The following is a 13,074-nucleotide window of genomic DNA, read 5'->3' as shown; positions in this document are numbered from 1 at the left end:
ATACCGCGGAAGAACCCGCTCGACCCCTGGAAACAAGGGTCTCACAGAGGTCTTCCCCAGGTCACGCGGAGATAACATCACCGGTTTCTTGCACTTTTTTGCTGCAAGGACTTTCGCAACGCTTACAGCCTTGTTACGTTCCCTGACGCCCGGCAGGCACGGGCTTCGACCCAAGGAGAGACTCATGCGGCGTGGCATAGCGGCCACCGCGCTGGTGGCGTCCGTCGCCCTCACGGCGACGGCCTGCGGCGGGGACGACAGCGGCAGCGACACTTCCGGCCCGACCACCATCACCTGGTGGGACACCTCCAACGCCACCAACGAGGCGCCGACCTACCAGGCCCTCATCAAGCAGTTCGAGGCCGCCAACAAGGACGTCAAGGTCAAGTACGTCAACGTCCCCTTCGACCAGGCGCAGAACAAGTTCGACACCGCCGCCGGTGCCTCCGGCGCCCCGGACGTCCTGCGCTCCGAGGTCGGCTGGACCCCCGCGTTCGCCAAGAAGGGCTACTTCCTGCCGCTCGACGGCACCGAAGCCCTCGCGGACCAGGCCAAGTTCAAGCCCAACCTGCTCGAACAGGCCAAGTACGACGGCAAGACCTACGGCGTCCCGCTCGTCACCGACACCCTCGCCCTCGTCTACAACAAGGCCCTCTTCGCGAAGGCCGGCGTCGCCGCCCCCAAGACCTGGGACGAGCTGAAGACCGCCGCCGCCACCGTCAAGGACAAGACCGGCGTCGACGGCTACTGGGGCTCCACCCAGGCGTACTACGCCCAGACCTTCCTGTACGGCGAGGGCACCGACACCGTCGACGCCACCGCCAAGAAGATCACCGTCGACTCGGCCGCCGCGAAGAAGGGGTACGGCACCTGGCTCTCCCTCTTCGACGGCAAGGGCCTGCACAAGGCCGACACCACCGCCGACGCGTACGCCCACATCCAGGACGCGTTCGTCAACGGCAAGGTCGCCGCGATCATCCAGGGCCCGTGGGAGATCACCAACTTCTACAAGGGCAGCGCCTTCACCGACAAGGCCAACCTCGGCATCGCGACCGTCCCGGCCGGCTCCACCGGCAAGGCGGGCGCCCCGACCGGCGGCCACAACCTCTCCGTGTACGCCGGCTCCGACAAGGCCCACCAGACCGCCGCGCTGAAGTTCCTCAACTTCATGACCTCCGCGCAGTCCCAGGCCACCATCGCCCTGAAGAACTCGACGCTGCCGACGCGGGACGACGCGTACACCGCCGAGGTCAAGGCGGACCCGGGCATCGCCGGCTTCCAGACGGTCCTCTCGGCCGCCCAGCCCCGCCCCGCGCTTCCCGAGTACAGCTCCCTGTGGGGCCCCCTCGACACCGAGCTGCCCAAGATCGCGGGCGGCAAGGAGTCCCTGGACAGCGGCCTCGCCACCGCCGAGACCGCCATCGCCAAGCTGGTCCCCGACTTCGGCAAGTGAGGTCAGCGGCGACCCCCGGGAGCTACGGGACTCCCCGTAGCTCCCGGGGCGTACCCGTACCCCCCGTACCCAGGTCGTAGTACCTCCGCGCACACCCAGGTCGTAGTACCTCCGCCGAACCATCAGAAGGTGTCGAAATGACAGTCGCCATCGACCGAGCGACCGGCCGCAAACGGCCCGGCGAGCCGGCGCCGAGGCCCGGCCTGGGCAGGCGCCTGAAGAGAAGCTACGACCGGTACTGGTACGCGTACGCCATGATCGCCCCGGTCGCGATCGTCCTCGGCGTCCTCGTCCTCTACCCCCTGGCGTACGGCCTCTACCTCACCCTCACCGACGCCGACAGCCTCAACACCGCCCGCACCATCGGCGCCAACCACATCGACGCCACCTACAAGTTCATCGGCCTCGACAACTACGCCGACATCCTGTGGGGCGACACCGCCTACGACCGCTTCTGGTCGCACTTCGTCTGGACGATCGTCTGGACGGCCCTGTGCGTCGCCCTGCACTACACGATCGGCCTCGCCCTCGCCCTCCTGCTCAACCAGAAGCGCCGCGGACGCACCCTCTACCGGCTGCTCCTCGTCCTCCCCTGGGCCGTACCGACGTTCGTCACCGTCTTCGGCTGGCGCTTCATGCTCGCGGACAGCGGCATCATCAACTCCGCCCTGGACGCCCTGCACCTGCCGCAGCCCCAGTGGCTGGAGGACACCTTCTGGCAGCGGTTCGCCGCCATCATGGTCAACACCTGGTGCGGCGTCCCCTTCATGATGATCTCCCTCCTCGGCGGCCTCCAGTCCATCGACAACTCCCTGTACGAGGCGGCCGAGATGGACGGCGCGACCCCCTGGCAGCGCTTCCGCTACGTCACCCTCCCCGGACTGCGCTCGGTCAGCTCCACCGTCGTACTCCTCGGGATCATCTGGACGTTCAACCAGTTCGCCGTCATCTTCCTGCTGTTCGGCAACACCGCGCCCGACGCGCAGATCCTCGTCACCTGGGCCTACTACCTCGGCTTCGGCCAACAGCCGCGCGACTTCGCGCAGTCGGCCGCCTACGGGATTCTGCTGCTCGGCATCCTCGTCGTGTTCACCTCGTTCTACCGGCGCTGGCTGAACCGCAACGATCCGCAAGTCGCGCTCTAGCGAAGGGAGTCCACCCGTGACCGTCACCACCAGCACCCCCGTCCGCAGGCGCGGCCGAAGCGGCCCGCTCGCCTCCCTCGCCTCCCACGCCGCCCTGATCGGGGCGAGCCTGATCGCGCTGTTCCCGGTCGCCTGGCTGGTCTTCCTGTCGCTCGGCCCTGACAAGGACGACTACCTGCACCCCGGGCGCATCTGGTCGAAGATGACCTTCGACAACTACAGCTTCGTCCTCCAGCACACCAGCTTCTTCGACTGGCTGAAGAGTTCGCTGATCGTCTCCCTCGGGACGACCGTCATCGGCGTCTTCGTCGCCGCCACCACCGGGTACGCCGTCTCCCGCATGCGATTCCCCGGCTACCGCAAGTTCATGTGGCTGCTGCTGCTCACCCAGATGTTCCCGGTCGCCGTTCTCATGGTGCCGATGTACCAGATCCTCGCCGAACTCCAGCTCATCGACAGCTACCTCGGTCTGATCCTCGTCTACTGCACGACGGCCGTCCCGTACTCGGCGTGGCTCCTGAAGGGCTACTTCGACACCATCCCCTTCGAGATCGACGAGGCCGGACGCGTCGACGGACTCAGCCCGTTCGGCACCTTCGCCCGGCTGATCCTGCCGCTCGCCCGGCCGGGCCTCGCAGTAGCCGCTTTCTACAGCTTCATCACCGCGTTCGGCGAGGTCGCCTTCGCGACGACGTTCATGCTCGACGACAAGAAGTACACCCTCGCCGTCGGCCTCCAGAGCTTCGTCAGCGAACACGACGCGCAACGCAACCTGATGGCCGCCACCGCCGTCCTCATCGCGATCCCGGTCTCGGCGTTCTTCTACCTCGTACAGAAGAACCTGGTCACCGGCCTGACCGCAGGCGGTACAAAGGGCTGACCCTCAGCGACACAACCCGCACATTTCCCGAAACTCCCGCTCCTGACCTGCCGGTTGTTGATACCCATGGTCACGAGCGGGGCGGCGGCCGTAGGGGTCCCTCCGACCCCGCTGACCCCTACGGCCGCCCCGTCATCCGTACTTCCGCCCGACCGACCAGCACAAGGACGCCATGAGCCAGCAGCACTCCGCAGCCGACCAGGCCCAGGCCGCCGTCACCGTCGCGGCAGACCGCCCCGACTGGTGGCGCGAGGCCGTGATCTACCAGGTCTACCCGCGCAGTTTCGCCGACGGCGACGGCGACGGCATGGGCGACCTGGCCGGCGTCCGCGCCCGCCTCCCGTACCTGCGCGACCTGGGCGTGGACGCCGTGTGGCTCAGCCCCTTCTACGCCTCCCCGCAGGCCGACGCCGGCTACGACGTCGCCGACTACCGTGCCGTCGACCCCATGTTCGGCACGCTCCTCGACGCCGACGCGCTGATCCGCGACGCGCACGGGCTGGGCCTCAGGGTCATCGTCGACCTCGTCCCCAACCACTCCTCGGACCAGCACGAGTGGTTCAAGCGGGCCGTCGAGGAGGGGCCTGGCTCTCCGCTGCGCGAGCGCTACCACTTCCGCCCCGGGAAGGGCGCGGACGGTGAACTCCCGCCCAACGACTGGGAGTCCATCTTCGGCGGGCCCGCCTGGACCCGGCTCCCCGACGGCGAGTGGTACCTCCACCTGTTCGCCCCCGAGCAGCCCGACTTCAACTGGGAACACCCCGCCGTCGGCGACGAGTTCCGCTCCATCCTGCGGTTCTGGCTCGACATGGGCGTCGACGGGTTCCGCATCGACGTCGCCCACGGCATGGTCAAGGCGGCCGGGCTCCCCGACATCGGGGGCAGCGACCAGGTGAAGCTCCTGGGCAACGATGTCATGCCGTTCTTCGACCAGGACGGCGTCCACGACATCTACCGGGCCTGGCGCAAGGTCCTCGACGAGTACTCGGGCGAACGCATCTTCGTCGCCGAAGCCTGGACGCCGACCGTCGAGCGCACCGCCAACTACGTCCGCCCCGACGAACTCCACCAGGCGTTCAACTTCCAGTATCTGAGCACCGACTGGAACGCGGCGAAGCTCCGCGAGGTCATCGACCTGACGCTGGACTCGATGCGTCCGGTGGGCGCCCCCGCGACCTGGGTCCTCTCCAACCACGACGTCACCCGCCACGCCACCCGCTTCGCCAACGAGCCCGGCCTCGGCACGCAGATCCGGCTCGCGGGCGACAGGGAGCTGGGCCTGCGACGAGCCCGTGCCGCGACGCTGCTGATGCTGGCCCTGCCCGGCTCGGCGTACGTCTACCAGGGCGAGGAGCTGGGCCTCCCGGACGTCGTCGACCTCCCCGACGAGGTCCGCCAGGACCCCGCCTACTTCCGGGGCGCCGGCCAGGACGGCTTCCGCGACGGCTGCCGGGTCCCCATCCCGTGGACCCGCGAGGGGAGTTCGTACGGCTTCGGCACGGGCGGCAGCTGGCTCCCGCAGCCCGCGAGCTGGGCCGACCTGAGCATCGAGGCGCAGACCGGCGCCACCGGTTCGACGCTGGAGCTGTACCGCTCGGCGCTGGCCGTCCGGCACGAGCACCCCGACCTCGGGGCGGGCGAGTCCGTCGAGTGGCTGGCGTCCCCCGAGGGCGTACTCGCCTTCAGGCGGGGGGAGTTCGTGGCGTTCGCCAACACCACCGGGGAGCCGGTGAGTGTCCCCGAGTACGGGCGGGTCCTGCTCGCCAGCGGGGAGTTCGACGGGGTGAGCGTGCCGGCCGACACCACGGTGTGGTTCACGGCCAGCTGACCGGCGGGACATGACGGAGGACCGGCCCTCGGGGGAGGGCCGGTCCTTCTTCGTGCAACCGCTTACCGGGCGTTACTTCCAGGTGTCACTGGTCGTGTAGCCGGACGAAGTGCCGGTCGTGTACGAGCGGTTGGTCCCGGACTCCCAGGTCACCGTGCCGGAGCCGTCCTTCTTGATGTACTTGTACTCGAACGACGTGCTCTTGGGGACGATCACCGCCTTCGACCACACCGGATACGCGGCCGAGGAGAGCGGGATCGCGTCCGCCGTGTTCCAGGAGCCCAGCGAGGCGATCGAGCCGACGACGTAGACGTTCGTGCCGGTCGTCGTCGTGGCGGTCTCGTTGAAGGTCACGTCCGTCGCGTTCGCGTCCGCCACGTTCCACGAGTTGTTCAGGGTGAGCGCCGAAGTCCCGGCCATGCCCGCCCTGTTGGCGTTCGACTCCCAGGTCACCGCCCCTGACGAGTCCTTCTTGATGTACTTGTACTCGAAGGACGCGCTCGCCGGAACGGCGACCGTGCCCGACCAGACCGGGTAGCCGCTCGACGAGAGGGCGACGGCCTTGGACGTGTCCCAACTCCCCAGCGCGGCGATGGAACCGACGACGTAGACGTTCGTGCCGGACGCGGTCGGCGCGTACGCGTTGAACGTCGCGTTCACGGTCGTCGAGCCGCCACCGCCACCGCCGCCCCCGCCGGTGCAGGAGGTGATCGGGCAGGTGTACGACGCGTTGTAGAAGGCGATCGCGTTCTTCGCCGGGATCGTCAGGCTCGCGTTGCCGCCGGAGACGGTGACCGTACTGGCCCCGCCGTCGATGACGTTCTTGTACGTCCCGTCGGCCATGCCGGTCGCGAAGGTGTAAGTCGCGGCGGAGGAACCGTTGTTGAGGGCGAAGAACCCGGCGCCGCTGCGGCCGAAGCCGATCACGGACGACGACTTGGTCTGCCAGTCGGAGACCGCGGCGGCGTCGGCGGCGTTGTGCCAGGAGACCATGCCGACGACGGCGGTGTCGCGGTTGAGGCAGTACCAGCCGTTGGCGCAGTCGGTGTTGGTGACGAACCCGCCCGAGTTCGGCGGCGCCTGGTCGCTCTGGGTGAACTGCCAGCCCGCGTAGACGGTCGGCGTCGACCACTTGTAGGCGAGCTGGAAGAGGTTCGCGAGCCGGTAGGCGTCGCCGTCCTTGTACGACAGGTGCAGGCCGTTGCGCTCGGTGTCGTGGTTCGTCACGAACGACACGGAGTTGTCGGCGGGCAGGATGCCGGAGGACGACAGGGACGCCAGATCGCTGACGTTGCCCTGGAACGCCGACTTCAGCTTGCTCGCGTAGGTGAAGTCGAGGACGTCACCGGAGGCGTAGTAGTCGGCCGGCTGGGGAGTCGAACCGGGGTACACCTCCTGGAAGACGTACGGGGCGGCGCCCGAGGTGGTGTTGGTGAGCTTCGACTCGATCGCCGCGAGGTCGGGCTCGGGGATGTGCTTGGCCGCGTCGACCCGGAACCCGTCGACGCCGAGGGCGAGTTGGGAGTTCAGGAAGTTCGCGATGCCGGTGCGGACGTGGTCCGTGCCCGTCTTCAGGTCGGGCAGGCCGAGGAGTTCGCAGTTCTGGACCTGGGTGAGGTTCCCGTAGTCCTGGATGGTGAGGTCGGAGGTGGGGCAGCTCGACGAGTCGTGGTAGTCGGCGCGGTCCCACTCCGGGGTGTCGTACTTGTTGGTGAGGGTCGTGCCGTTGTAGCCCGTACCGGTCTGCGCGGCCGTGTGGTTGACGACGGCGTCCGTGTACACCTTCACGCCCGCCGCGTGGCAGGCGTTGATCATCGTCTGGAACTTCGCGGCCGTGCCGAACCGGCTGTTGAGGTTGTAGGAGTAGGGCTGGTAGACGTCCCACCAGTAGTACGAGGGCTGCTTGAGCGACTCGGAGGGGGGTGCCACCTGTACGGCGCCGTACCCCGCGGGACCTAGTACGTTCGTGCACTCGGAGGCGACCGAGTCCCAGTTCCACTCCCACAGGTTGGCGATGACATCGCCCTTCCTGGTGGTGTCGGCCTGGGCGGGGGCGGTGGGGAGGGCGATCACACCGGCGAGCGCGAGGGCGCTCGCCGCGGCGAGGCGCAGGGTGCGCTGTCGGACACCCGGGGGGTGGTGTCGGTTCATGTTGCGGCTCCGGAACATGAGGGATCACGGTTCAACAGTTCGTGAGACTGAGGCAGTTGAGAGGGGCACGTCAAGGCACTGGATGCAAATTCTTTCTGTCGGTTGCAAGCATCTTGCTGTAAACCTTGCGGGAGCGATACGGTCCACGCGGGGTCGGACCCGCAGTCACCGCCGCAACCGCCAGGCAATCGCTAGGAGTTCCCGCCCGTGACACCGAGACGGACACAGAGACGTCCCCGGCGGATCGCCGCCGCAGTGGTCGCCGCCCTCACCGCCGCGCTGGTCCCGTCCGCCGCCGCCCACGCGGCCGTCCGTCCCCCCGCGCCCCCGTCGGACGCCAAACTCGCCGCCGAACCCGCCCGGCACGACGCGACCCGCGAGCAGTTCTACTTCGTCCTCCCCGACCGCTTCGCCAACGGCGACACCGCCAACGACCGTGGCGGGCTGACGGGTTCACGCCTGAGCACCGGCTACGACCCCACGGACAAGGGTTTCTACCAGGGCGGCGACCTCAAGGGCCTCACCCAACGCCTCGACTACATCAAGGGGTTGGGAACCACGGCGATCTGGCTGGCGCCGATCTTCAAGAACCAGCCAGTGCAGGGAACGGGCGCCGACGCGTCGGCCGGCTACCACGGTTACTGGATCACCGACTTCACCCAGGTCGACCCGCACTTCGGCACCAACCAGGACCTCGAAACCCTCATCTCCAAGGCGCACGCCAAGGGCATGAAGGTGTTCTTCGACGTCATCACCAACCACACGGCCGACGTCGTCGACTACGACCCCAAGTCCTACAACTACCTCTCCAAGGGCGCCTTTCCGTACCTGACGAAGGACGGCCGCCCCTTCGACGACGCCCAATACGCCGACGGCACGCGGAAGTTCCCGGCGGTCGACACGGACTCCTTCCCGCGCACCCCGACGACGGGCGCCGTCACCAAGGTCCCCTCCTGGCTCAACGACCCGACGATGTACCACAACCGGGGTGACTCCACCTACGCCGGCGAGTCCACCACCTACGGCGACTTCTCCGGCCTCGACGACCTGTGGACCGAGCGCCCCGAGGTCGTCAGCGGCATGGAGAAGATCTACGAGCGCTGGGTCAGGGACTTCGACATCGACGGCTTCCGGATCGACACCGTGAAGCACGTGAACATGGAGTTCTGGACGCAGTGGGCGACCGCCCTCGACGCCTACGCCGCCCGGCACGGCCGCGACGACTTCTTCATGTTCGGCGAGGTCTACTCCGCCGACCCCGACATCACCTCCCCGTACGTCACCCAGGGCCGCCTGGACGCCACCCTCGACTTCCCCTTCCAGGAAGCGGCCCGCCAGTACGCCTCCCAGGGCGGCAGCGCGCAAACGCTTGCACAAGTTTTCGGCGCCGACTACAAGTACACGACCGACAAGGCGAACGCCTACGAACAGGTCACCTTCCTCGGCAACCACGACATGGGCCGCATCGGCTACTTCCTCAAGCAGGACAACCCGAAGGCCACCGACGCCGAACTCCTCGCGAAGGACAGGTTCGCCAACGAGCTGATGTTCCTCAGCCGGGGCAACCCGGTCGTCTACTACGGCGACGAACAGGGCTTCACCGGCGCGGGCGGCGACAAGGGCGCCCGCCAGCCGATGTTCGCCTCCCAGACCGCCGACTACCTCGACGACGACCAGATCGGCACCACCCGCACCCACGCCACCGCCGCCTACGACCCACAGGCCCCCCTCTACCGCCAGATCGCCGAACTCGCCCGCCTCCGCAAGACCAACCCGGCCCTCACGGACGGCGTCCAGACGGAGCGGTACGCGGCGACCGGGAGCGGCGTCTACGCGTTCACCCGGAGCGACGCCTCGCACGAGTACGTCGTCGCCCTCAACAACGCGACCGAACCGAGGACGGCGACCTTCACCACCTCGTCCTCGGGTATGAGCTACCAGGGCATCTACGGGACCACCGGCACCGTCCGCTCCGACGCCGCCGCCCGCGTCACCCTCACCGTCCCGCCGGGCAGGGCGGTGGTCCTCAAGGGTGGCCTCGCGAAACCGGCGACGCCCCCGAAACTCACCCTGACCGCGCCCCCTGCGGGAGCCACCGGCACCGTCGCCCTCACCGCTGACGTCACCGGCGGACAGCTCAACCGCGTGATCTTCGCCGCCCAGACCGGCAACGGCCCCTGGCGCACGCTGGGTTCGGCCGACCACGCCCCGTACAAGGTCCAGCAGACTCTGGCCAAGGACACCACACCCGGCACCCCCGTCCGCTACAAGGCGGTCGTCGTCGACTCCGCGGGCCGGAAATCCAGTGCAACCGCTTCCACAACCACCGGCACCCCGCCCACCACACCACCCCCCACCGCCTCCTCCCGCGACTACGCGATCGTCCACTACAACCGCCCCGACGGTGACTACACGAACTGGGGCCTGTACGCCTGGGGCGACCTGGCCGACGGCGAGGCCACGACCTGGCCCGCCAGCCACCCCTTCACCGGCCGTGACGCCTACGGAGCCTTCGCCTACGTCAAGTTGAAGCCCGGCGCCTCGAACGTCTCCTTCCTCGTCATCGACAAGGACGGCACGAAGGACGTCGCCACCGACCGCACGATCGACGTCACGAAGACCGGCGAGGTCTGGATCGAGCAGGGCAAGCCGGACATCCGAACCGAACGCCCCGACACCCCGGCCCCGGACAAGACCAAGGCCGTCCTGCACTACCACCGCGCCGACGGCAACTACGACGGCTGGGGCCTGCACGTCTGGACGGGCGCCGCGAACCCCACCGACTGGTCGGCCCCGCTGAAGCCCAAGAGCGTCGACACGTACGGCGCCGTATACGAAGTACCCCTCAACGAGGGCGCCACCAGCCTGAGTTACATCCTCCACAAGGGCGACGAGAAGGACCTCCCCTCGGACCAGTCCCTCGACCTCACCGCGAACGGACACGAGGTGTGGCTCTTGAACGGACAGGAGAAGTACCTCCTCCCGCAGCCCGCCGGAAGCGCCGCCGCCCTCGACCTGACCACCTCCAAGGCGATCTGGATCGACCGGAACACGATCGCCTGGAACGGCAGCGAGGCCGCCGCCTCCACCCAGCTCCTGTACTCCCACAACGGCTCGATCAAGGTCGAGAACGGCGCCCTGACCAGCGACGACGAACGCTGGCTCCGCCTGACGAAGACGACCCTCACCGACGCCCAGAAGACCAGGTACCCCCACCTCAAGGACTACACGGCGTGGACGATCGACCCCCGCGACCGTGACCGTGTCCGCGACGCCCTGCGCGGCCAGCTCGTCGCCTCCCAGCGTGCCGTGAACGGCGCTGTCCTCACCGCCACCGGCGTCCAGATCGCCGGCGCCCTCGACGACCTGTACGACGCGACGAAGACCAGGCTCGGCCCGACCTTCACCGACGGCCGCCCCACGCTCGCCGTCTGGGCCCCCACCGCCCAGTCCGTCGCCCTCGACCTCGACGGCAGGACGGTCGCCATGAAGCGCGACGACAAGACGGGCGTCTGGTCCGTCACCGGCACCCGGGACTGGAGGAACAAGCCCTACCGGTACGTCGTCAAGGTCTGGGCGCCCAGCGTCCGCCAGATCGTCACCAACCGCGTCACCGACCCCTACTCCGTCGCCCTCACGGCGAACTCAGAGCGCAGCCTGATCGCCGACCTCGACGACAAGTCCCTGACCCCGCCCGGCTGGACGACCTACACGAAGCCCAAGGCCGCCCCCCTCAACGACGCCGAGATTCAGGAACTCCACATCCGGGACTTCTCGATCGCCGACCGCACCTCGCGACACCCCGGCCAGTACCTCGCGTTCACCGACAAGAACAGCGACGGCTCCAAGCACCTGCGGGAGTTGGCCAGGTCCGGCGCCAACTACGTGCACCTGCTGCCCGCGTTCGACATCGCCACCATCCCCGAGAAGCGCGCCGACCAGGCCGTCACGGACTGCGACCTCGCCGCCCTGCCCGCCGACTCCGAGAAGCAGCAGGAGTGCGTCGCGAAGATCGCCGCCAAGGACGGCTACAACTGGGGGTACGACCCGTACCACTACACGGTCCCCGAGGGGTCGTACGCCTCGGACCCGGACGGCGTGACCCGGACGACCGAGTTCCGCCGGATGGTGAAGGCGCTCAACGACGACGGGCTGCGGGTCGTCATGGACGTCGTCTACAACCACACGGCAGCTGCCGGACAGGCCGACACCAGCGTGCTCGACAAGGTAGTACCCGGTTACTACCAGAGGCTGATGGCCGACGGCAGCGTCGCGAACTCCACCTGCTGCGCCAACACGGCGACCGAGAACGCCATGATGGGCAAGCTGGTCGTCGACTCGGTCGTCACCTGGGCCAAGGAGTACAAGGTCGACGGCTTCCGCTTCGACCTGATGGGCCACCACCCCAAGGCCAACATCCTCGCCGTCCGCAAGGCCCTCGACGCCCTCACCCTCCGGCGGGACGGGGTGGACGGCAAGAAGATCATCCTCTACGGCGAGGGCTGGAACTTCGGCGAGGTCGCCGACGACGCCCGGTTCGTCCAGGCCACGCAGAAGAACATGGCCGGGACCGGGATCGCCACCTTCTCCGACCGGGCCCGTGACGCCGTGCGCGGCGGCGGCCCCTTCGACGCCGACCCCGGCGTCCAGGGCTTCGCCTCCGGCCTCTACACCGACCCCAACCCCGACGCCGACAACGGCACTCCGGCCGAGCAGAAGGCCCGGCTCCTGCACTACCAGGACCTGATCAAGGTCGGCCTGACCGGGAACCTCGCCGGCTACCGCTTCACCGACACCGGCGGCCGGGACGTCACCGGCGCCCAGGTCGACTACAACGGGCAGCCCGCCGGATACGCGGCGAACCCCGGTGACGCGCTCGCCTACGCCGACGCCCACGACAACGAGTCCCTGTTCGACGCGCTCGCCTTCAAACTCCCCGCCCGCACCGGCGCCGACGACCGCGCCCGCATGCAGGTCCTCGCGATGGCCACGGCCCTCCTCTCCCAGGGCCCGGCCCTCTCCCAGGCCGGCAGCGACCTCCTCCGCTCCAAGTCCCTGGACCGCAACTCCTACGACAGCGGCGACTGGTTCAACGCGATCCACTGGAACTGCGCCGACGGCAACGGCTTCGGCCGCGGCCTCCCTCCGGCCGCCGACAACGCCGCCAAATGGCCTTACGCCACACCCCTGTTGACCACCGTCAAGGTCGACTGCCGTCAGATCGGGGCCACCTCGTCCGCCTACCGCGACCTGCTCGGCATCCGGACGACCGACAAGGCGTTCTCCCTCACCACGACGGCCCAGGTGCAGTCCGCCCTCTCGTTCCCGCTGTCCGGTCCCGACGAGACCCCCGGCGTGATCACCATGCGCCTCGGCGGCCTGGTCGTCGTCTTCAACGCGACCCCCACCGCCCAGGCCCAGAAACTCACCGAACTGGCCGGTACCGGCTACCAGTTGCACCCCGTCCAGCGCTCGGGCGCGGACCCCGTGGTGAAGGAGTCGCGCTACGAGCGGACCTCGGGCACCTTCACCGTTCCGGCGCGGACCGTGGCGGTGTTCTCCCGGACGGCCTGACGGCCGGAGCGAGCCGGCGCGTCGCCGTTCCCACGAGGGGCGG

At 68.6% G+C, this 13,074-nt stretch carries 6 protein-coding genes; 5 read left to right on the top strand and 1 reads right to left on the bottom strand.

The features are described 5' to 3' along the window. Positions 1-184 precede the first annotated feature (184 nt). The 4 genes from ABZX85_RS32815 (at position 185) to ABZX85_RS32800 (ending at position 5,306) form a co-directional block, all read left to right on the top strand. Positions 185-1,453 carry an extracellular solute-binding protein gene (locus ABZX85_RS32815; RefSeq protein WP_355876692.1) on the top strand — a complete coding sequence of 423 codons (1,269 nt, stop codon included), beginning with the start codon at positions 185-187 and terminating at the stop codon, positions 1,451-1,453. Between the two features lie 137 nt (positions 1,454-1,590). Continuing rightward, positions 1,591-2,598, top strand: coding sequence for a sugar ABC transporter permease (locus ABZX85_RS32810; protein ID WP_355876689.1), 1,008 nt, complete (start codon positions 1,591-1,593; stop codon positions 2,596-2,598). 16 nt (positions 2,599-2,614) lie between these two features. Continuing rightward, on the top strand, positions 2,615-3,478 hold the full coding sequence (locus ABZX85_RS32805) for an ABC transporter permease subunit (RefSeq protein WP_355876686.1): 864 nt from the start codon (positions 2,615-2,617) through the stop codon (positions 3,476-3,478). A gap of 172 nt (positions 3,479-3,650) precedes the next feature. Then, positions 3,651-5,306, top strand: coding sequence for an alpha-amylase family glycosyl hydrolase (locus ABZX85_RS32800; protein ID WP_355876683.1), 1,656 nt, complete (start codon positions 3,651-3,653; stop codon positions 5,304-5,306). A 72-nt stretch (positions 5,307-5,378) separates the two neighbouring features. Here ABZX85_RS32800 and ABZX85_RS32795 read toward each other — a convergent pair whose 3' ends face one another. Further along, positions 5,379-7,457, bottom strand: a complete 2,079-nt coding sequence (locus tag ABZX85_RS32795) for a carbohydrate-binding module family 20 domain-containing protein (protein ID WP_355876680.1) — start codon at positions 7,455-7,457, stop codon at positions 5,379-5,381. Between the two features lie 207 nt (positions 7,458-7,664). Here ABZX85_RS32795 and pulA point away from each other — a divergent pair, with 207 nt between their 5' ends. Further along, positions 7,665-13,031: a pullulanase-type alpha-1,6-glucosidase gene (gene pulA / locus ABZX85_RS32790; protein ID WP_355876677.1), complete on the top strand. Its 5,367-nt coding sequence runs from the start codon at positions 7,665-7,667 to the stop codon at positions 13,029-13,031. Positions 13,032-13,074 lie beyond the last annotated feature (43 nt).

Source organism: Streptomyces sp. NPDC004539, assembly GCF_040610055.1.
Lineage (GTDB): Bacteria > Actinomycetota > Actinomycetes > Streptomycetales > Streptomycetaceae > Streptomyces.
Note: the sequence above shows the minus strand (reverse complement) of the source record. Positions and strands in the feature narration are given on the sequence as shown.